This is a genomic window from Staphylococcus sp. LKG3-1 (genome assembly GCF_048568385.1).
Classification (GTDB): domain Bacteria; phylum Bacillota; class Bacilli; order Staphylococcales; family Staphylococcaceae; genus Staphylococcus; species Staphylococcus saprophyticus.
Map to the genome: position 1 here is coordinate 768,031 of NZ_CP183796.1, position 23,107 is coordinate 791,137.

Annotated in this window: 20 protein-coding genes, 1 riboswitch and 1 other annotated feature; all 20 genes read right to left on the minus strand. The window is 32.6% G+C overall.

Annotation, left to right across the window (positions count from 1 at the left end):
- Positions 1-12: 12 nt before the first annotated feature.
- A complete protein-coding gene (gene hemC / locus ACM595_RS03730; RefSeq protein WP_002483073.1) occupies positions 13-939 on the minus strand; it encodes a hydroxymethylbilane synthase in 927 nt (308 codons plus the stop codon).
- Positions 940-992: 53 nt separating this feature from the next.
- The gene (ccsA, locus tag ACM595_RS03735; protein ID WP_041079988.1) at positions 993-1,829 is read right to left on the minus strand and encodes a cytochrome c biogenesis protein CcsA; all 837 of its coding nucleotides are present in this window, start codon (positions 1,827-1,829) and stop codon (positions 993-995) included.
- 21 nt (positions 1,830-1,850) lie between these two features.
- Positions 1,851-3,182 carry a glutamyl-tRNA reductase gene (gene hemA / locus ACM595_RS03740; protein WP_002483071.1) on the minus strand — a complete coding sequence of 444 codons (1,332 nt, stop codon included), beginning with the start codon at positions 3,180-3,182 and terminating at the stop codon, positions 1,851-1,853.
- 172 nt (positions 3,183-3,354) lie between these two features.
- Positions 3,355-3,942, minus strand: coding sequence for a ribosome biogenesis GTP-binding protein YihA/YsxC (yihA, locus tag ACM595_RS03745; RefSeq protein WP_041079989.1), 588 nt, complete (start codon positions 3,940-3,942; stop codon positions 3,355-3,357).
- 171 nt (positions 3,943-4,113) lie between these two features.
- A complete protein-coding gene (gene clpX, locus ACM595_RS03750) occupies positions 4,114-5,376 on the minus strand; it encodes an ATP-dependent Clp protease ATP-binding subunit ClpX (protein WP_419744440.1) in 1,263 nt (420 codons plus the stop codon).
- Positions 5,377-5,562: 186 nt separating this feature from the next.
- Positions 5,563-6,873 (minus strand): trigger factor, encoded by a 1,311-nt coding sequence (tig, locus tag ACM595_RS03755; RefSeq protein WP_002483068.1) that lies wholly within the window; start codon positions 6,871-6,873, stop codon positions 5,563-5,565.
- A gap of 169 nt (positions 6,874-7,042) precedes the next feature.
- Positions 7,043-7,969 carry a hypothetical protein gene (locus ACM595_RS03760; RefSeq protein ID WP_041079991.1) on the minus strand — a complete coding sequence of 309 codons (927 nt, stop codon included), beginning with the start codon at positions 7,967-7,969 and terminating at the stop codon, positions 7,043-7,045.
- A 12-nt stretch (positions 7,970-7,981) separates the two neighbouring features.
- Positions 7,982-8,593 carry an NUDIX domain-containing protein gene (locus tag ACM595_RS03765; protein WP_002483066.1) on the minus strand — a complete coding sequence of 204 codons (612 nt, stop codon included), beginning with the start codon at positions 8,591-8,593 and terminating at the stop codon, positions 7,982-7,984.
- 326 nt (positions 8,594-8,919) lie between these two features.
- The gene (gene rplT, locus ACM595_RS03770; protein ID WP_002483065.1) at positions 8,920-9,276 is read right to left on the minus strand and encodes a 50S ribosomal protein L20; all 357 of its coding nucleotides are present in this window, start codon (positions 9,274-9,276) and stop codon (positions 8,920-8,922) included.
- A gap of 51 nt (positions 9,277-9,327) precedes the next feature.
- On the minus strand, positions 9,328-9,528 hold the full coding sequence (gene rpmI / locus ACM595_RS03775; RefSeq protein ID WP_002483064.1) for a 50S ribosomal protein L35: 201 nt from the start codon (positions 9,526-9,528) through the stop codon (positions 9,328-9,330).
- A 28-nt stretch (positions 9,529-9,556) separates the two neighbouring features.
- Complete coding sequence (gene infC / locus ACM595_RS03780; protein WP_002483063.1) at positions 9,557-10,084, minus strand: translation initiation factor IF-3; 528 nt, start codon at positions 10,082-10,084, stop codon at positions 9,557-9,559.
- 23 nt (positions 10,085-10,107) lie between these two features.
- Positions 10,108-10,237: a sequence feature (ribosomal protein L20 leader region), on the minus strand.
- 60 nt (positions 10,238-10,297) lie between these two features.
- Positions 10,298-11,788: an amino acid permease gene (locus tag ACM595_RS03785; RefSeq protein WP_002483062.1), complete on the minus strand. Its 1,491-nt coding sequence runs from the start codon at positions 11,786-11,788 to the stop codon at positions 10,298-10,300.
- Positions 11,789-11,999: 211 nt separating this feature from the next.
- A riboswitch (Lysine riboswitch) is annotated at positions 12,000-12,172 on the minus strand.
- Positions 12,173-12,230: 58 nt separating this feature from the next.
- Positions 12,231-14,168: a threonine--tRNA ligase gene (gene thrS, locus ACM595_RS03790; RefSeq protein WP_002483061.1), complete on the minus strand. Its 1,938-nt coding sequence runs from the start codon at positions 14,166-14,168 to the stop codon at positions 12,231-12,233.
- 352 nt (positions 14,169-14,520) lie between these two features.
- Positions 14,521-15,444, minus strand: coding sequence for a primosomal protein DnaI (gene dnaI / locus ACM595_RS03795; RefSeq protein WP_002483060.1), 924 nt, complete (start codon positions 15,442-15,444; stop codon positions 14,521-14,523).
- On the minus strand, positions 15,441-16,814 hold the full coding sequence (locus ACM595_RS03800) for a replication initiation and membrane attachment family protein (protein ID WP_419744441.1): 1,374 nt from the start codon (positions 16,812-16,814) through the stop codon (positions 15,441-15,443). Before ACM595_RS03800 ends, dnaI begins: the two co-directional genes overlap by 4 nt.
- Positions 16,814-17,284: a transcriptional regulator NrdR gene (gene nrdR, locus ACM595_RS03805; RefSeq protein WP_011302921.1), complete on the minus strand. Its 471-nt coding sequence runs from the start codon at positions 17,282-17,284 to the stop codon at positions 16,814-16,816. The genes ACM595_RS03800 and nrdR overlap by 1 nt, the downstream gene beginning before the upstream one ends.
- A 269-nt stretch (positions 17,285-17,553) precedes the next feature.
- Positions 17,554-18,579, minus strand: a complete 1,026-nt coding sequence (gap, locus tag ACM595_RS03810; protein WP_037538298.1) for a type I glyceraldehyde-3-phosphate dehydrogenase — start codon at positions 18,577-18,579, stop codon at positions 17,554-17,556.
- Between the two features lie 271 nt (positions 18,580-18,850).
- Positions 18,851-19,471, minus strand: a complete 621-nt coding sequence (gene coaE / locus ACM595_RS03815; protein ID WP_002483056.1) for a dephospho-CoA kinase — start codon at positions 19,469-19,471, stop codon at positions 18,851-18,853.
- A gap of 15 nt (positions 19,472-19,486) precedes the next feature.
- Positions 19,487-20,359 carry a bifunctional DNA-formamidopyrimidine glycosylase/DNA-(apurinic or apyrimidinic site) lyase gene (gene mutM, locus ACM595_RS03820; RefSeq protein ID WP_002483055.1) on the minus strand — a complete coding sequence of 291 codons (873 nt, stop codon included), beginning with the start codon at positions 20,357-20,359 and terminating at the stop codon, positions 19,487-19,489.
- A 15-nt stretch (positions 20,360-20,374) separates the two neighbouring features.
- Complete coding sequence (polA, locus tag ACM595_RS03825; RefSeq protein ID WP_002483054.1) at positions 20,375-23,005, minus strand: DNA polymerase I; 2,631 nt, start codon at positions 23,003-23,005, stop codon at positions 20,375-20,377.
- Positions 23,006-23,107: the final 102 nt, after the last annotated feature.

Here is a 23,107-nt window from a genome sequence, read left to right on the forward strand (position 1 = left end):
CACCTCGAAGTATTATTGTTCTTCGTTTAGTGCTTTAATTATTTCATACGCGCCTTGTTCATTTAATACTTTAGTCACTTCTTCACCTAATGCAACGGGATCTATGCCACGTACAGTGTGCTGATATCGTTCTTTACCATCTGGAGACATGATTAACCCTGTAAATTCGATTGTGCCATCAGCTTCTTTTGTTGCATAGCCACCGATTGGCACCTGACAACTACCATTCATTCGAGTTAAGAACGTACGTTCAGCAGTGACACAATCAGCAACATCTTGATTATGAACTTTGCTCAATAGTGATAAAAGGGTCTCATCATCTGAACGACATTCAATGCCTAATGCACCTTGACCTATTGCTGGAATTAATGTTTCTTTGTCTAAATAGCTCGTGACGATATCATCAGACCAACCCATACGTTTTAATCCGGCAGCAGCTAGAATGATTGCATCATAATCTTCTGTTTCAAGTTTATTTAAACGAGTATCAATATTTCCTCGTATCCATTTAATTTGTAACTTAGGATATTTTGCAAGAATTTGTGCACCTCTGCGTAACGAACTTGTTCCCACAATGCTATTATCAGGAAGTTCATTTAAAGGAACATGATTTTTTGCAATATATGCATCGTATGGATTTTCACGGTCAGGGATACACCCTAAAGTTAACCCATCAGGAATGACGCTAGGTACATCTTTCAAAGAATGTATCGCCATATCGATGCCATGATTAAATAATTCATTTTGAATTTCTTTCACAAAAAGGCCTTTTCCGCCTACTTTCGATAATTGTTTATCTACGATGAGGTCACCCTTTGTCACTATTTCTTTAATTTCTATTTCTAAACTTGGGTCAATAGCTTTTAATTTATCTATAAATTGTCGACTTTGTGTTAAAGCCAATTTACTTCTTCTTGAACCAACGACTAACTTACGCATTTTGCGTAACCTCCTAGCAATTTAGCGTTTCATCATTTATATTTAGTATCTCTTTAAATCCCAGTCCATTGATGAAAATCAGAAACATGGGAAGTGAATAATAAATTAATCATGTTTAAACAAAATAGAATGATATTAATATAAATCAACTTATGTTTTGATATCGACTGCCTTACTCTTAATAATAAGTATAAACCATACAATATCGTAATAATTACAGACATAATTACTTTCGGATCTACAAAAATATCCATCCCAATCGTATTGATGCCCCATTGAGCACCTAAAATAATGCTTAATATGATAAATAAAAAACCCACTAAACTATTATAAAATACAACTTTTTCAAGTGTAGCTACACTACTAATTCTAAAGTATTTTTGAGTAAATCGCTTTTGTTTCAAATTTTTAAATTGAATTAAGTATAAAATGCTATTCACAAATGCAAAGGCAAAAACAGCATAACTTATTATCGCAAACGTTACGTGTACAATAAGTAATTCATTGATTACATTCAATTTTTCACCAGCACCTTGATAGTGCATAGGTTGAAATGTACTAATTGCGATAAAAACGAAGCCAATTATATTAAATAAGAAAATGGATATATTGACTTGTTTAATCACACTAATCACGATTGATATCGAAATAATCAACCACGCAAGTGCAAATAATACATCAAAAACATTGCCCAATGGCACTTGATTTGTTGCGGTTACGTAAAAAGATAAGGAGATTGTTTGTAACACCCAAACAATCCCCAATGTAACAAATCCAATGTTTCTAATCTTATAAAACCTTTTAATAAAATCAAAAAAATAACAAGCAATACTAAATAGATAAATTAATAATATTAGTTCATTTAACCTTATGAATAATAGTTCTTGCATATTATCACCATTTGCTAATGCTTATTCAAAACTTAAGATTTGACCTGTTTTCATATTGTTCTTTTGCTTTTTAGCTTCATATGCATTTTCAGCTTCAATATCAAATATGTTTTGAAATAGCTCTAATTTTTCGTTACTTTTCTTATCACTACTCAATTCTTTAGCTTGTTTTATAGGATCTTTCAACATTTGGTTTATAATGCTTTTTGTATGTTTTGAAATGATTTTGCGTTCTCTTTCAGATAATCCAGGTAATTTTCTGTCTATACTATCCATTGTATCCTCTTGAATTGACATGGCTTTTTCTCTAAGTGCGCGAATAACTGGCACAACGCCTAACATATTAACCCATTCATTATGTGCTTCAATTTCATTTGGAATGTTTTGTATAATTTGTTCTGCTGCTAGTTGTCGTTCTCTCAGATTAGCATCTACTAAACCTTTCAAATCATCAACATCATAGCTAAACATATCGTGGATTGTATCTATATTCGGTTCAATGTCCCTAGGAACCGCAATATCAATCATTACTAATGAATCGTGTTTACGTTCAGTGCTAATAGATTGCAACATTTCATTTGTCACAATATAATTTTCTGAACTTGTTGAACTTATTACTATATCTACGTCTGCTAAAAGTCTTGGTAATGATTCCATTGGTTCAAATTTAACATGATGTTTCATTGCTAAATCTTGAGCTTTACTCAATGTTCTATTTACAATTGTGATATCAGTTACACCTGAACCAATTAAATTTAAGAGTGATAATTCACTCATATCCCCTGCACCTATAATTAAAGCTTGCTTATTATTGACTTTGCCAAACACTTTTTTACTTAGTTCAACAGCCGCATACGAAACACTTACTGCATTATCAGCAATATCAGTCTCATTATGTGCTTTCTTCGCAAAAGTAATTGCTTGTTTAAATAGATGATTAAAGATAGTGCCTGTTGTATCTTCTTCTTGAGCTAAAAAGAATGCGTTTCTAATTTGCCCTAGAATTTGTGTCTCACCTAGTACAACAGAATCTAAACCTGAAGTGACTTGCAATAAATGTTTTACTGCTTCGTCCCCCACTTTTACTTCAGTCATATCTTTAATATCCTCAACATCTAATCCAAATGATCTCGCTAAAAATCTCTGTATATAATAGCGACCCGTATGAATTTGATCTGCAACAGCATATACTTCTGTTCGGTTACAAGTTGATAGTATAACGTTTTCTAAAATAGATTTCGTTTCATATAAATCAACATTGGCTGAACGCATGGCATCATCTTTGAAAGCAACTTTTTCTCTAAGTGCTACATCTGCAGTACGATGATTAATGCTTACCGCAATTAAATGCATTTATAACGCCCTCCATACATATTACAATAAGTTTATTATAACACAATTATGACATGCGTTAAGTAACTCGTCCTGTAAATTAGAAGAATTATAATCTGTAGTCATATTGTTGTCATAATTATACTTAATTTTCTATTATATGTAATGATAAAAAGCCTGTTCTTTATAATAATTACAAATACTCTTCTATAACATTCCAAATTTGTTGTTGTTTATTATTTTTCACAGATGAATAACTTATAATTTCATCTTCCGGTTCCATTTCTAATTTTTGTTGAATATTTGCTAAGTGTTTTTGTACTTTACCTTTTGCAATTTTGTCTTCTTTAGTTGCTACCACAAATGTAGGGATTTCATAATATTTTAAGTAGTTATACATTAAAATGTCATCCTCAGTTGGGTTATGTCTTAAATCTACAAGTTGAATGACTAATTTTAATTCTTCTCGCTGTGAAATATATTTTTCAATCATTTTGCCAAAAGCTTCACGTTGTTTTTTGCTCACTTTAGCGTATCCGTATCCTGGTACATCGACAAATACAAGTTGATTATCAATATTATAAAAATTAAGTGTTTGTGTTTTCCCAGGTTGTTGTGACGTACGTGCCATATTTTTTCTACCAATCATGCTATTAATAAACGTAGATTTACCTACATTAGATCTTCCACTTAAACCGACTTCACTTAGACCTGTTTCAGGATATTGTTCTGGTTTCACCGCACTTATCAATAATTCAATTTCGTTAGGATTAACTTTCATTTTCGCCCCTCCTTTCTGTTAAACTCTCTGTTTCATTATATTACACAAATTATTAAATGAATATGTATTCTCACTATAAAGTGGTTATTTTGAATAAAAATAGGAGTGGGTTAGCAATCTCAATTAACTTTGATTGCTTAGTCCCACTCCCAGTTTACTTCTTAAAATATATTAAGCAGATGTTTGTTCTTTATTCACAAGATTTCCATCTTTATCGTAAAGTTCAGGTTCTTTTTCATCATTAATCGTTTCTGCAGTAATTACTGCTTTAACAACGCCATCAGAAGATGGTACATCGTACATAATATCAATTAATGCTTCTTCGATAATTGAGCGTAATCCACGCGCACCTGTTTTACGTTCTATTGCTTTATTACTAATTGCTGACAATGCTTCATCTGTAAATTCTAATGTGACATCATCAAGTTCAAGCATTTTAGTATATTGTTTAACTAACGCATTTTTCGGTTGCGTTAAGATGTTTTTTAATGCGTCTACATCTAATGTCTCAAGGTTCGCTACAATTGGCACACGTCCAATAAATTCTGGAATTAAACCATATGATTGTAAATCTTCTGGTCTAATTTGTTCAAGAATCGCATCTTCATCATACTTAGATGCTTCGCTACTAGAGAAACCAATTACTTTTTCACCTAATCTACGTTTGATTACTTCATCAATACCATCAAAGGCACCACCAAGTACAAATAAGATGTTAGTCGTATCAATTTGAATTAACTCTTGGTTTGGATGCTTACGTCCGCCTTGTGGTGGAACACTTGCTGTTGTGCCCTCTAAAATTTTAAGCAATGCTTGTTGGACACCTTCACCAGATACATCACGTGTAATTGACGTGTTTTCTGATTTTCTTGCAATTTTATCAATTTCATCGACATAAATAATACCTTTTTCAGCTTTATCTATATCAAAATCAGCAGCTTGGATTAAACGTAGTAATATATTTTCAACATCATCACCGACATAACCAGCTTCTGTTAAACTTGTAGCATCAGCAATTGCAAATGGTACATTTAATGTTTTAGCTAATGTTTGTGCTAGAAGTGTTTTACCACTACCAGTTGGACCGATTAAAGCAACATTACTTTTTTGTAATTCCACTTCGTCTTCGTTAGGTCCTAATTGTTGAACACGTTTATAATGATTATAAACAGCAACAGCTAATGATTTTTTAGCTTTTTCTTGTCCAATAACATAATCATTTAATTTGTCCATAATTTCTTTAGGTGTTGGTAATTCAGTTAGCCCTTCAGGCTCTGATTGAGCTAATTCTTCTTCAACTATTTCTGAACATAGCTCTATACACTCATTACAAATATACACGCCACTTCCTGCTACTAGTTTTTTAACTTGGTCTTGATCTTTACCACAGAAAGAGCATTTTAAATTTTCTTCACCTTCATTGAATTTGAACATTCTATTTACACCCCTATTCCCTAAAGACTATACTAGATAGTATTTTAATATGCAACTTGCACCTTTCACAAGTTATTTGCATAAAATAGTGTAGCAGACACATTATTTGAATGCATCTGCTACTAGTTTACTATATTAAACGACTAACATATAATTCACAAAACAATTTGCTCTATTTATATTTAGTTACGCTTCTGAGTCATCTTTAGATGGTTCTACTAATTTAGCTTCATCAACTAATAAGTCGATAACTTTTTGAATACGTACATCATTTTTAACGATATCCGTATTACCTAGTGTTTGTTTAATATCTTCTACTGAAATATTAAATTGTTCACTCATTTTTTCTAATTCTTTATCGATATCATCATCTGAAACTTCAATATCTTCTGCATCAGCGATAGCAGTTAATGTTAAGTTTGTTTTAACACGTTCTTCTGCATCGTCTTTCATTTGTTCTCTTAATTGTGATTCATCTTGACCAGAAATTTGGAAATAAGTTTCTAAATTAAGACCTTGTTGTTGCATACGTTGTCCAAATTCTTGAACCATACGATCTAACTCAGTATTAATCATTGCATCTGGAACATCAATTGAAGCATTGTTTGCTGCTTTGTTAATTGCTTCTTCTTTTTGATTGTTTTCAGCATCTGTTTCTTTTTGTTCAGTTAGACGTTTACGTAAGTTTTCTTTATATTCATCAACAGTGTTTGCTTCTGAATCTAATTCGTTAGCAATTTCATCTGTTAATTCTGGAACATCTTTATATTTAATTTCATTAACTTTTGTTTTGAATGTAGCTTCTTTACCAGCTAATTCTTCAGCATGGTATTCTTCTGGGAATGTAACGTTAACATCTTTTTCTTCACCAGTTTTAACACCTACTAATTGTTCTTCGAATCCTGGAATAAATGAACCTGAACCAATTTCTAGATCGTAGCCTTCAGCTTGTCCACCTTCAAATTGTTCTCCATCAACATAGCCATCAAAGTCAATGTTAACTGTGTCGCCATTTTCAATAGCGCCATCTTCTTTAACAACCATTTCTGCTAAATGACCTAATTGATGATCAATTGATTCTTGTAATTCTTCATCAGTTAATTCAACATCTTGTTTTTCAACTTCTAAACCTTTGTAGTCACCTAATTGAACTTCTGGTTCTACAACAACATTAGCTTCAAATGTCATTTCTTTACCTTTTTCAATTGATGTTACATTGATTTCTGGTTGATCAACTGGTTTAATTCCAGTTTCGTCAATAGCTTCACCATAAGCTTCTGGTAATAAGATATCAACTGCATCTTGATATAAAGCTTCTACACCAAAGCGTTGTTCAAAAATTGGACGTGGAACTTTCCCTTTACGAAAGCCAGGTACATTGATTTGTTTAACTACTTTTTTGAAAGCTTGATCAATTGCTTTGTCTACTTTTTCTGCTGGAACTGTAACGCTTAATACACCTTCGTTACCTTCCTTTTTTTCCCAAGTTGCTGTCATGTATAAAAACCTCCATGATTATCCTATTTTATTTTTTCAACTTCACTATTATAGCATAGGACTATTCACTACACAAACCCTGTGCTTATAACATTTTATTTTCCTGTGAAATTGAAATTATTTGCTTTATTATAACACTATTTTTTACAATTACCCGAAATACAAATGATTAATTATTCAATTTATCTATTTCAGTAATAAATTGAATGGCCGCATTAGACTCATCTAAAGATTCTAAACCTATCATCGCTTTAAAGTAATTCGTATATGCCTCAACCCAAACATCTATATGAGCGATTCGCTCAATATCCAATGGATAAAATAAAATGGCATGATTATTCATTAAATGAAGCGCTTCTTCTATCAATTGCGCAGCATCTTCTTCAATGTGCTGAATCACATTTGGAATGATGTTAAGTTTAAATTCCGTATGCTCTAATCCTGGTAATTTGCTAGGTATAACAGACATGTCAAAATTGTATTTTATTATATCTATCTCTTGATCATATTCTGCAAAACGTAAATATTCAAGCATGATACTTAACACATTAGGTGCGAGAGTAACATGCTCAATAATATTCACAACCGTATTTTTATAGCTGAACTGACTATAATCAATTAATGTAAGTATCGTATTAATTTGATCACGAAGTGAAATTGAGTCGAAATTTTGTAGCATTTTGGTAGCATGTTCATTATGACTATCTATTTGACTCATTGCATATTCTTTAATCGGGAACAATTCCATTCTAGTTCTATGGTCATTAACTTCATCTATAATTTGATTGATGACTTCTACTACTTCAAAATACTGTCCCAAGCCGTTTAAACTTTTCACATAATAAACCATTAAATCATCATACTTTGTCGTTCCTTGTTTAAGTAAAATAATGGCCTCTTCACGTAATTCTAGAAAATGCTGCATATTATATAACATCGAACATTTTAATAAAGCCATTTGTTCATCTAATTCGAAGTGTTCTTCAAAGTCTTCAAACAATTGATACATTTGCTCTAAATCATTGCTATTAAACGATTGCTTAATTTCTCTAATCAGTTTTTCTTTTGATCGAGGAAAAGGAATGACATCGGACATCTTTATACACCCCTACTGTTTAGCTTGTAATATTAAAGCGCTCCATGATTCAAATTCATCATAGTTATCAATTTTACTTTGATCTACCCATTTTATTCTCAATGTGTCGGTTTCTTTTGATTCTACATCATTGCTATTTACATTGATTTTAAAGACAACACCTAGATGTACTTCGCCTACCTCATTCGTGTCATCATTGATGAAACCGATGTAAGCTAAATTCTGAGACTTACTATCCGATAAACCAACTTCTTCTTCTAATTCTCTTTGAGCGTTAACTCTCAACACTTCATTTATAGATTCAGCACCCTTAACATCATTCATATGACCACCAACACCGATTGACGACTGACCATGTAAACGTGCCTCTCCACCACCAGACAAACGTTCATAAACTAAAATTTCATCATGTTCATTTTCTAATATACAATATGAAATTAATTGTTTGTATGATGGGTCTTCTTCCATATCACCGCGTCGTTTTATCTCATATTTTGAAAGTGTGTCAAAAATATCTTGACCTTTTGTAGTATTTTTATCTAAGAAACCATTAAATTTATTTTTTTCATTATCAAATAAAATTGTTCTTGGAACTACTGTTATCATTTCATCAAATTTAGACATTAGTTTCTCCTTCATATATGACTTCTTCATTATTTTATCAAACCGTAGTTATTTATCAAAATGATTATTCAAAATCATATTGTAGATTGTTAATATAACTTTAGAAATTACAAAAATTAATTTGATATGTATTTTAATCTCATTCATTAAATTTAAGACAACAAGAGAAAAGTTGAATTTTCATTGTTTAACTTTTCTAGAATTAAATTGAAACGAATCGATAAACATAAATGATCTCCAATATAGAGATTGCATTTCAACCATCTTTTGTCCTATATGACAAAGAGTCTGAGACAATAATTCATGTCCCAGACTCTACTTGATTATTATTTTAAAGCATCTTTTGCTTTAGCTACTAATTCACCAAAAGCTTTTTCATCTGAAATTGCAATTTCAGAAAGCATTTTACGGTTGATATCAATTTCAGCTTTTTTCAAACCATTCATTAATCTTGAATAGCTCATGTCATGTTGACGAGCTGCTGCATTGATACGTGTAATCCATAATTTACGGAAATCACGTTTTCTTTGACGACGGTCACGGAATGCATATTGACCTGATTTCATAACTTGTTGTTTTGCTACTTTATATAATGTACGTTTTGAACCGAAGTAACCTTTAGCTAATTTAATCGTCTTTTTACGACGCGCTCTTGTTACTGTTCCACCTTTAACTCGTGGCATAATAAATTCCTCCTCTAAATATGTTCGATCTTATCTTTTTTATATCGTTAATTATTTTTTATAAGCTAATAATTGTTTTACACGTTTCATATCTGATTTGCTTACTAATGAAGCTTTACGTAATTTACGTTTTTGTTTAGTACTCTTGTTTGCAAATAAGTGAGATGTGAAAGCTCTAGAACGTTTTAATTTACCTGAACCAGTTCTTTTAACACGTTTAGCTGCTCCACGGTGTGTTTTCATTTTAGGCATGATTCATTTCCTCCTGTAATATCGATTATTATTTTTCGTTAATTGGACTTAACATGATGAACATTTGACGTCCATCCATTTTAGGTCTTTGTTCAACTGTAGCGATGTCTTTGCATTGTTCTGCAAATTTTTCTAATACACGTTGACCAATTTCTTTATGCGTAATTGCACGACCTCTGAAACGAATTGAAACTTTACATTTATCGCCTTTTTCTAAGAACTTACGTCCATTTTTCAATTTCGTTTGGAAATCGTGTTCCTCAATTGTTGGACTTAAACGAATTTCTTTAAGGTTGATTGTTTTTTGTTTCTTTTTCATTTCTTTTTCTTTTTTCTGTTGTTCAAATTTGTATTTACCGTAATCCATAATTCTAGCAACAGGTGGTTTAGCGTTTGGAGCCATAATGACTACATCTAAACCAACGCGTTCCGCCATTTCTAGAGCTTCATTTTTAGTTTTAACACCAATTTGTTCTCCGTCTTGACCGATTAAGCGTAGTTCTTTTGCACGAATCTTTTCGTTAACTTGAGTTTGATCTTTTGCTATGGTTGACACCTCCAAGATTTTTACGAAATTATCCCAAGCAAAAAGAGCGAGTATATAATATACCCGCTCTTCTCTACACATGAAATTAACATGTATATATAAGACCTGCCAACTGCCTATAGCGTCGCAACAGGTGAGAAGCGGGAGCTTCTACTTGGTTCGTTTCGTATTCAACGTTACCTATCTTATCAATAATACATATACAAGTCAATAGCTTTTTTATTATTTATTAATTTCTTCCATATCAACATCTTGTCGTAAGTTCACTTTTTCTAATGGGACCATTTTCGTTTTATATCTCACTTTATGATAAATGAAGAACGCCAAGAATACTGGAATTCCCATATAAGTGATAACAAACCTGTTAAGGTCAAAGTCACCTGTTTTAATAAAATCTACATCTTGTCCAATAATGACTAACACACACAAGATACCAGCAAATATAGGTCCAAATGGGAATAATTTCGCTTTGTATTTCAATTTAGATTTATCATAATCTTGTTTATCAAATGCTTTTCTAAATCTATAATGACTCACAGCTATACCTACCCATGCGATGAAACCAGTCATACCACTCGCAGCTACGATATATTCATATGCATCACCACTCAAGTGTTGCAATATAAATATGCCTATAACTATAATTGCTGTAACGATTAAAGATACATAAGGAACACCACTTTTATTTGTTTTACCAAATATAGGGTATGCCAGTTTATCTTTACTCATTGAATAAAGCATTCTAGTTGAAGCATACATACCTGAGTTACCTGCAGAAAGCACTGAAGTTAAAATGACTGCATTCATGAATGATGCAGCAAATGCTAAGCCTGCATTTTGGAATACTAATGTAAATGGTGAAGTAGAAATATCATCTCCGCCGCCCATTAACGCTGAACTATCGTAAGGTATTAGCATACCGATTACAAATATAGCAAGTATATAAAAGATTAATATTCTCCAAAATACTTGTTTAATTGCTTTTGGAACTGCGCGTTCTGGATTTTCAGATTCACCAGCAGTAATACCAATTAATTCTGTACCTTGGAATGAGAAACCTGCCACTAAGAACACACCTAAAATAGTAAGTAAACTACCTCCAAGACCGTCACCTAAAATAGGTCCACCGCCTTTAGTAAATGTATCAAAGCCTACAAATTCTCCTCCCATAATACCTAGAATCGTTAATAGACCAATTGCAATGAAAATAATCACAGTAACTACTTTAATTAACGCGAACCAATATTCACTTTCGCCATAAACTCTTACAGATAATGCATTAAGTCCAAAAATAATAATTAAAAAGAGACAACTCCAACTCCAAGCTGGAATACCAGATAACGGCGTCCAATATTGTATAACTTGCGCAGCTATTGTAACATCGGCAGCAACAGTAATGACCCAGTTAAACCAGTAGTTCCATCCCAACGCAAATCCTAATGAAGGATCTACAAAGCGTGTAGCATATGTACTAAACGATCCAGATACAGGTAAGTATGTCGCCATCTCTCCTAATGAAGTCATAAGGAAGAAGACCATTGCTCCAATGATTGCATATGCTAAAAGTGCACCAAGTGCACCAGCATCGTGAATCGCACCACCGGAAGTCATGAATAGTCCTGTTCCAATACAACCCCCAATAGCAATCATGGAAATATGACGATCTTTCAACCCTCTTTTAATCCCAGTGTTTTGATTTTCTTGATTTGCCATAGAAGCTCCCTTTCTTTAAATTTAGAGGCTAACTTTCTATATGATTAATCCAATACGTTTATAGTAAAACATTGTCATCTGTGTTCAGTACATCCATTACACATGACTTTATATTTTCGCTCTATCCCGTTAATGTATTTTCAATAATCATTCAACCAAAACAAAATGGTTGCATACCCATTAGATATGCAACCATTTTAATAATAGCATTTATATAGGTAGCACATCACATATGTGACAGTCCAGTTTCTTTCGATAACTGTCCCAACCTGTATTGTAAATGGTCAATACAGGTTTCGGCATTTTCACCTTTCATGCATTCAACATATGCCCCATCTGGCTTCTGAATCATTACTCTTTAAAAACGCAACCTCTAACTCAAATTTAATTTTTTATTACTCACTAAACTGTAATATACATGATTTTAACAATAGTTTCAAGACTATCTTTGTTTTTTCAATCTGATTTCATCAACTAAGTTCCAAATGAATTCATCTTTTTCAAGCGTTTCTTGATCTTGGGAACCATATTTTCTAACATTTACTTCTTTGTTTTCAACTTCTTTGTCACCAACGACTAGTTGATATGGGATTTTTTGCATTTGTGCTTCTCTAATTTTATAACCCATCTTTTCATTACGATCATCAATCTCTACACGTACACCTTGAGATTTTAGTTCATCTTGAATAAGTCTTGCATAATCATAATGTAAGTCAACATTAACTGGAATAATTTCTACTTGTTTTGGTGCTAACCAAGTTGGAAAGGCACCTTTAGTTTCTTCCGTTAAGAACGCTACGAAACGTTCCATAGTTGATACAACACCACGGTGAATAACTACTGGTCTATGCTGTTCGCCGTCATTACCTATATAAGTCAATTCAAATTTTTGTGGTAATAAGAAATCAAGTTGCGCTGTAGATAAAGTTTCTTCTTTACCCATCGCTGTTTGAACTTGTACATCTAGTTTAGGACCATAGAATGCCGCTTCACCGATGGCTTCTTCATAGTCTAATCCTAGTTCATCAACCGCTTCTTTTAACATGCTTTCAGCTTTAATCCACATATCATCGTCATCAAAGTATTTCTCTTTATCTTCTGGATCTCTATAACTTAAACGGAAGCTATAATTCTCAAAATTAAAGTCATTATAAACATCTATAATTAAATTAACTACGCGTTTAAACTCTTCTTTGATTTGATCTGGACGAACAAAAATATGCGCATCATTTAAAGTCATACCACGAACACGTTGCAATCCTGAAACCGCACCACTCGCTTCATAACGGTGCATTGTACCAAGTTCAGCAATTCTAATTGGTAGTTCACGATATGAATGAGGTTTATTAGCATAAATCATCATATGGTGTGGACAGTTCATCGGTCTTAATACCATTTCTTCATATTCATCTAATTTCATTGTCGGGAACATATCTTCTTGATAATGATCCCAGTGTCCAGATGTTTTATATAAATCAACGTTTGCCATTACTGGTGTATAAACGTGATCGTAACCCATACTCACTTCTTTATCTACGATATAACGTTCAATTTCACGACGGATTGTTGCACCATTAGGCAACCATAGTGGTAAACCTGCGCCTACTAACGGATTATTAGAAAAGAGTTCTAACTCTTTACCAATTTTACGATGGTCACGTTCTTTTCTTTCTTCAAGCATTTGCAAATGGGCTTTTAAATCTTTTTTATCAAAGAAAGCTGTACCATAGATACGTTGCAACATTTTATTATTGCTATCGCCACGCCAATAAGCACCCGCAGTTGATAACAATTTGAATTCTTTAATTTTTGAAGTTGATGGTACATGGACCCCACGACATAAATCAGTAAATTCTCCTTGTGTATACAATGTCACATTTTCATCTTCTGGAATCGCATCAATTAATTCTTGTTTATACGGATCATCTGAGAAAAAAGCTTTTGCTTCATTACGTGACACAACTTTGCGCTCAATTGGATAATTTTCGTTCACAATTTGTTTCATTGTTTTTTCAATTTTTTCAAAATCATCCGATGAGATACTTTCTTCCATATCAAAGTCATAGTAGAAACCACCTTCAATAACAGGTCCAACACCAAAATGAACCTCACCATACAAACGTTTTAATGCTTGCGCCATTAAATGTGCTGTAGAATGACGTAAAACTTCCAACGCTTCATCTGAACCAGGTGTCACGATTTCAATATCTCCATCACTTTCAATAGGTCTAGTTAAATCAATTAATTGTCCATTCAACTTGCCTGCCACAGCTTTTTTTCTTAATCCTGGGCTGATGGATTGTGCGATATCTTCAGTTGTTGTTCCTTTGTCAAATTCCTTTGTATTACCGTCTGGAAATTTAATTTTAATTTGATCCATGTCACATTCCTCCTATTTTTTTCAAGCTCTTAAATCTTTACGAATCACCCTATGTTACTACTCAAAAACACAAAAAGACCTCATCCCAAAAAAAGGGACGAGGTCTTCGTGGTACCACCCTAAATTAAAGTTATTCAACAAAAATATTGCATAATAACTTTACTCTACATAAGATAACGGTCTTGAGCCGGATGTTTATTACAACATCATTGACGAAGTAGTAATCAATAAATATACCTACCAATTCTCAACAAACATTGGTTCTCTGTGAGGTATCCATTTATTCATCTTGTCTCCGTATTATTTCGTAAGATTTAGATTTAATTATATTATACAACATTTATTTCAAATTTCAATCATTCCGGTAATTTTTTCCTTCTAGATAATACGGTATAGAAAGTGTTTTAATTCGCTCCATAATTCTGGCAGCTTTTGTCTTTTCAGTGCCGTCTCTCGTAACTGAAAGATGATATTCTAATTCTTCGAAACTTAAATTTGAACTGAAGAAAGTTGGCAGTTCTTGAACCATTCTATAATGTAAGAGCGGGCCAATGACTTCGTCTCTTGCCCATGGTGTAATTTCTTCAGCACCAATATCATCCAACATGAGTATATTCGCTTCTCTGACTCTTTGAAGTTTAGACTCAAAACTACCGTCTTTAAATCCGCCTTTTAACGAACGAATAAACTCTGGTAAATAAACAATGGTCGATGGTATTTTTTCAGTTTTCAATTGATTCGCTATAGCACCTAATATAAAAGATTTCCCCGTTCCAAATGGCCCGTGTAGATATAAACCTTTCACTTGCGATTCGTGATTTGTAATTTTGTCGCAGATTTGGTTTGCAGCCATAGCAACATCTAATCTATCTCTTCTGTCCATATAAATATCTTCCAACTTAGCATCTAGTGTGTCGCGTTGCATGTGATGGGATGTAATCAAATGTGCATTAAACTTTTCTTCATCATGCTTGATTTTGCAAGGACAAGGTAAATAGCGAATCTTTATATGATTATTTTCAATGTACAATTCAGGTATGTGTCCTTTAACAAAATTGGGACAATCTTTATAAGCATGACCATCATAATGCTTTTCTTGGTCTTTATATTCTTGCAAAATATTTAAATCTTCATCAATCATTGCATTGGTCAATTCGGACTTATGTTTCTCTAAAAATTGTTTGACGTCTGGATCATTGACGACATCTTTTTTGATTTTTTCGATGCGTTTTGATAAATCATTTGATTCACCCATAATATGGTTGAAAGATTTCATTTATTGTCCTCCTTCCATCTATTTTTTAATTGATTAAGAAATTGTTCTCTATCTTTTTTTAATTTCTCATCATCTTCATCTTTGGATGGTTCATTCGATTGCTTATTGTCGCGTTCTTCTAACCATTTTGGTGTCATTTCTCTGGAAGCTAATTGTTTCTGTTTATAATTACGTTTATTAGATTGGTTTTCTTTCTTAGGCTGATTTACTTTCACGGCGTATTGATATGCTTGTTCTGCTGTTTTAATGCCTTTTTTCTTCCAATTAGATGCAATCTCAAATATATAGGATTTAGGCAGCTTCATATCTTCTTTTAACATTACAAACTGCAATAGAATATTAATAACGCCAAATGATAAATGTTCACGTTCAATCAGTTCTTCAATCATATATTTTTGTTGGGTAGTTGGTTCAGACTCTGACCATGATGCAAGCATATCAATAGGACTTGTTTCCTCCAATTGTTTAAGCCAACTATCATTTTCACTTTCAGTTTCCACTGGTTGATTCTCTAGTTTAGTTTCACTATCCGCTTCTGTTTTAACGTTTAGTGTAGGCAATTGTTGTTCATGCTCCATTAAATAATACGTTCTTGCATGTTTACGCAATTCTTCAAATGACAATTCTTGTGCACTTGTGATGGATTTTAATATGATGCGTTTCATTGCTTCAGGTGTCAATCCATATAATGTAGCAATTTGTGTGATTAATATTTTAGCATCTTTATCAATTATTTTTGTACTTATAAAATGGCTTTGTAATAAATCGTAAAGTGTCTCAAAATCAAACTGAACTTGACTTAAGTTTAAACCAGTATATGCTGTTTCTTTTATTTCTATATCATCATTTTCCACCGTTTTATTTGGCACTTTAAATACATCAGTGAACGTACGAGTCACATCTTGATATTGACAATAATCAATACGCTGATCACTCTCGAAATGCCGTTTGAGTTGTTGATAACGTTGTTTACTTACCTCACTATATAAATAAACAGATAACATAGGGTCGTTAAAAAATTGTTTCGCAGAAGGTGGTTGAATCAAATCATAAATAAACGATGAATGTTGCGCACTGTGATTAACATATGATTTAACAAGGCCTGTACCTTCTAACAAATCCATTTCTTTTCTGAATTCCAACAAATTTATTTTTAATTCACTCATTATAATATAGTGAGTTAAAACAGTATCAGAACCAACTTCCGCAAATTGATTCAAGTAATGATATAAACCAATCGCATTCATACCAATCATGGGCGTAAACAATCTATTTAATATTTCTAAATGGTTATTATTTAAATTAAAATCACGAACAACATTGAAATTATCATGTGGTCTCAAACCATAATCGTAGGATTGTAACCCCATTAAGAATCACTCCGTTTATTTTCAGCTAAAATACCTTGCATAGATTGTAGTAACTGGTCTACATCCTTAAATTCCTTGTATACAGATGCAAATCTTACATACGATACTTGATCTACATGCATCAATAAATTCATAACATGTTCACCAATTTCTCTTGATGAAATTTCAGCACGACCCTCATCACGTAATTTCCATTCGACATTATTTGTAATGTCTTCTAATTGTTCATATCGTACTGGTCTTTTCTCACATGAACGAACTAAACCATTTAATATTTTTTCTCGTAAAAATTGCTCACGTGTACCGTCTTTTTTAACTACGATGAGTGGTCTTTTTTCTATATGTTCAAAAGTAGTGAACCTTGTTTCACACTCTTCACATTCTCTTCTACGTCGAATCGCATTAACTTCATCTGCATGTCTAGAGTCCACAACACGAGAATGAGTCGAATTACATTTCGGGCATTTCATCGAATTATCACCCTCTCTTTTTGATTACCTTACATTATACTATAAATATGCAAGTCACAAAAGATTCGCTATTACACTATATCTATATCGTATAGCATAATTCAAAAGAAACGCCGTATAATTAAGATTTATTAACTTTAAAGCTAATATTAACGAAGAAATAATAATAAAATTAAAAACGCCTCGTAATATAGTTTATAAATTAACAACTATGTTACGAAACGTTTTAGATAATTATTTTTAAAATTTGTAATCGCTATTTTTGAAAATTAATTTGCTACAGCTGCAACATCGTTTTTAAGTAATTGTCCAATTTGTGTGGCAACATCAACTACTCTATTAGAATAGCCCCATTCATTGTCATACCATGCAATCACTTTAACTTTATTATCTCCCATTACCATTGTACTTTGTGTATCGATAATGGCCGAATGTGGATTCGTGTTAAAGTCCATTGAAACGAGTGGTGCATCTTCGGTAGAAATGACACCTTGTAAATCATTCGCTTCAAAAGCTTCGTTCACTTGTCCTGCTGTTACATTTTCATTTAAATCAACCACTAAATCAACGAGTGATACATTTTTTGTAGGTACGCGTAAAGCCATTCCATGTAATTTCCCTTCTAATTCTGGCAATACTTCTTTCAATGCTTTAGCAGCACCAGTTGAAGTTGGAATAATACTTTCATTACATGAACGTGCACGTCTTAAATCTTTATGTGGATTATCAATATTATTTTGGTCATTGGTAATGGCATGTACAGTTGTCATCAAGCCATTTTGGATACCAAATTGATCATTTAATACCTTTGCAACCGGACCGATACAGTTTGTAGTACATGAAGCGTTGCTAAAAATATCATATTTCTCAATATCTAATTGGTCATTATTAACGCCTTTGACAATCATTTGTACATCTCCACCCTTAGATGGACCTGTTAACAATACTTTTTTAGCACCAGCTTTAATATGTGCTATCGCTTTATCTCCATGGTTAAATTTACCTGTTGCTTCTATTGCAACATCTATATCTAATTGCTTCCATGGTAAATTTTCAGGATTTCTATCAGAAACTAATTGAATTTCGTGATCATCAACTTTAATTCCCGATTCTATTGGCTCTACTTTAAAATCATAAACGCCATGTGTTGTATCATAATTTATTAGATGTGCAATTGTTTCCGGTGGGTAACTCGCATTTATCGCCACTACATTTAAATCTTCATTTTTTAGTGCGATTCTCAACACCATTCTACCTATTCTACCCATTCCGTTAATTGCTATATTTGTCGTCATTCGAAGCACCCCTCGCCTTAGTGTTATACTTTATGGAAATAGTATAACATAAATATTTATTTAGGAAAGCGTTTTCTATAATAAATTTAAAAACTTTAGCATTAAGGCTTTTATGTTTTCTAATATTAATCAGTAAGATTTTCGTATATATCCTATTCTCACTTATGTATTTCCTTAAATATTAATAATAAAAACACTTAAGTTATTAGAACGTCTCTTATATAAAACCACCCAATTATCAAAGATAATTGGGTGGTTGTAATCACTTTTATTAAAGTACATCTTCAGAATGACTCTCTATATAGCCTTCTTCTAATAATAAATTTTCTAAATTTTGTTTTAGTTCTAATTTTGTATCACGATTATCTATTTCATGGTCTGCCATTCTACGTTTTTTATCTATAGAAATTTGACTATAAACACGTGCTTTCGCTTCTTCCATTGAAATATTATTTCGTTCCATCAATCTATCGATTTGTATACTTTCTGAAGTATATACTAACCAGACTTCATCGACAGTATCTTGTAAATTATTCTCAAATAATAATGGAATATCCATAATGACATGATAACCTTCGCTTAAGTATTGTGCTTTTTCTTTTTCCATAATTTCTCGCACAATAGGATGTACGATTTCATTTAATTCTAATCTCTTTTCAGGTTGATTAAATACTACTTCGCCTACATAAGCTCTATTCATTTCACCATTTTCATCAATAGCTTGCTCACCAAAGGCTTCTTTCACACGTTCTAGGCCTTTTGTACCTTTTTCTACTGCTTGACGTGATGCAATATCTGCATCTACGATTTTAAAACCATGTGCACTTAATAGTTCTGATACCGTAGATTTACCTGATGCGATACCACCAGTTAGTCCTATAACTTTCGGCATATTCTCACTCTTCCTTTATTGTTGACAAGTTGGACAAAAATGACTATTTCTCGTTGCAATTACTTGTGTTGCAATGTCATCGCCACAAACTTTACAAACTTTTTGTTTATATACGTTTAGGTGTTGCTGCATTGTACCTGTACTACCATCAGCATGACGGTAATCTGAAATGCTTGTTCCACCATATTTTATACCCGCTTCCAGTACTTCTCGAACATAATAGAATAACATTTCTCGTTCCTGATGATTTAAATCTTTTGGTAATCTAGCTGGATGAATACCTGATCTAAATAATGCCTCGCAAGCATATATATTTCCACATCCTGATATGACACGGTGGTCTAGAATCATTTGTTTGATTGGTTTATTTTGATATAACTTTTTATCAAACCAAGCCAAATAATGTGCCATAGCTTCTTTTTCAAAAGGTTCTGGGGCAATTTCTAAAAATGATGGGTAAGCTTCAAATGAAGCAACGTTTCTAATTTCACCAAAGCGTCTAATATCTGAATACACAAGTAATTTGTCATTATCTAATTTAAATATGACATGCCAGTGTTTGCGATAATTTGGCACACTAATATCTTCAAGCTTATCTACGACAAAAAATCCACCAGCCATACCTAAATGACTTATTAGAATTCGCTTATCTCCATCTTTTTCTAAATAGAAGACAATATACTTACTTCTTCGCTCAATATCAACAATCGTATAAAGCCTAGTGAATCGTTTAAAAGTATCAAGCTCCATACCTTTAATAATGGTTTCTCTATGATTCGCTTTTCCTTCTTGTACTTTATCAGAAAAGAGAATAGATTCTATTTTTTGCCCTTTTACAAATGGCTTAATGCCTCTTGTTACATGTTCTACTTCAGGTAATTCAGGCACTTGTTCACCTACTTTCTATTTTGCGTCATACCATGTCTTACCATAACTTGTTTCAACTTTGAGTGGTACGTCTAATGCCAATGCATTATCCATTATTTCTTCTATAAATTCACTAAAAGCCTCTACTTCATCTTTAGGTAATTCAAAAATTAATTCATCGTGTACTTGTAATAATAATTGCGCATGAAAATCAGTATGTTTAACTTCATTTACAAAATTAACCATTGCCAATTTGATAATATCTGCGGCACTGCCTTGTATCGGTGTATTCATAGCCGTTCTTTCCGCAAAACCACGTAAATTAAAGTTTCTACTAGTGATGTCCGGAATATAACGACGGCGATGTAATAGTGTCTCAACATAACCTTGCGCTTTACAATCTTTAACAATATCTTCCATATATTGTTTCACACCAGGGAAACTATCGAGATAATCATCAATAAACTGCTTTGCTTGTTTACGTGTAATACCTAAACTTTGACTTAACCCATAGTCGCTTATGCCATATACGATACCGAAATTTACTGCTTTCGCTTGTCTACGCATTAGACTATCAACTTCATCTGGCTGTACATTAAATACTTTCATAGCAGTTGCTGTATGAATATCTTCATCATTGATGAATGCTTGTTTCATGCTCTCATCTTGAGTAATATGTGCAAGTACACGTAATTCAATTTGCGAATAGTCAGCTGAGAAGATGACATTGTTATCGTCACTAGATTTAAATGCCTTTCTAATTCTTCGACCTTCTTCTAAGCGAATTGGAATATTTTGCAAGTTAGGATCTACAGATGACAATCTACCCGTTTGTGCAAGTGTTTGATTAAAACGCGTATGAATGCGATTATCTTCACTAATCACTTTTTGCAGTCCTTCTACATAAGTAGATTGTAGTTTTGATAATGTTCTGTACTCTAAAATATAGTCGATAATAGGATGTTGTCCTTGTAGTTGCTCTAGTACATCTACGGCCGTAGAATAACCTGTTTTAGTTTTTTTAATAACAGGTAATTCTAATGTTTCAAATAGTACCACGCCTAATTGTTTTGGTGAGTTAATATTAAATGGTTCGCCAGCCGCGTTATAAATATTATCAATTAGTACATCAAGTTTCGCTTGAATTTCTTTTTCCATTTCTTGCAAATCGGTTGCTACTGTGTAAATGCCAGTTTCTTCCATTTCACTTAAAATACGTGCTAACGGTAATTCTAAATCATCTAATAAGTTAGTTTGATTATATTCTTCTAACTGCGCTTCCATTTTTGGTTTAGTTTTGTTAATTGCTTCGATAATCGTTCCAACGTGATGATCTAAAATATCATCCTCAGGTACATGTCTTTTTTTACCTTTACCAAAAACTTCTATACTTTCTTTCACATAATGTTGATCAAAATACGAAACCACAGAATTCACATCATCAATTGTGCGAGATGGATCGATAATATAACTCGCGAGCATAACATCAAAAACGATATGTTTAATAGCTATGTCTAAGCGATGTGCAACAATATATGATTTTTTAGCATCATAGACGATTTTTTCTGTCTTATCATTTTCTAACCAAGCTATCAATTCCGGATAGTCATGAACCTTATCCGCATCAATGACAACATGATTTGATCCATCATATAAAGCAAATTTCAAAATATCATCTTTCAAATAATTCGATCCATCTAATTCAAAATGAATAGTGGCTTCTGATAATTCATTAAAATCTACATTACTAAAATCCGATGTAATTTCAAGTTCTAATTCTTCAGCAGAAGTATGCGTGCCCTCTACATCGACTTGATCTAAAAGCTGCTTAAATTCAAGTTTTTTAAAGATATCAATTTTTGCTGTTGAATCAGGACTTTCAGGTAACTTCGTATCTGCTAAAGTGACTTCTATAGGGCTATCACAGTTGATTGTAGCAAGTTCTTTACTCATTAAAGCATCAGATTTACTATTTTCTAGTTTTTCTTTTAATTTTTTACCAGACACTTCTTCAATATGATTATAAACATTTTCAACAGTAGAAAATTGCTTCAATAACTTGATTGCTGTTTTTTCACCAACCCCAGCCACGCCAGGAATATTATCTGATGCATCGCCCATCAATCCTTTCATATCAATGATTTGATTTGGGACTAAGCCATCATATTTTTCAGCAATAAATTCAGGCGTATAATGATCAACATCTGTTACGCCTTTTTTTGTGTAATAGATTGTTACATCATCTGTAGCTAACTGCGTCAAATCTCGATCACCTGTAACAATTATTGTTTCAAATTTTTCTGCATTTGCCTGTTTACTTAATGTTCCTATAATATCGTCAGCTTCATAATTGTCTAATTCGTATCGTTTAATTTGATACGCATCTAACAATTGTCTGACATATGGAAATTGTTCACTTAGTTCCGGTGGTGTTTTTTGACGTCCACCTTTATATTCACTATATTGTTCATGTCTAAATGTTGTTTTTCCTGCATCAAATGCAACAAGAAAATGTGTAGGCTGTTCTTCTTTAATTATTTTCTCAAGTAACATCGCAAAGCCATAAACAGCATTGGTATGTATACCTGCCTTATTTTGTAAAAGTGGTAAAGCATAAAAAGCTCTAAAGCTCAGACTGTTACCATCAATTAAGATTAATTTATTCAATATTTTAACCTCCAACACATATTTATATTTATTTTAGCATAAAAAACTCCCGTAACTGTATTGATACGTCATATTTGCGATATTCAAATAAATATTAACGAA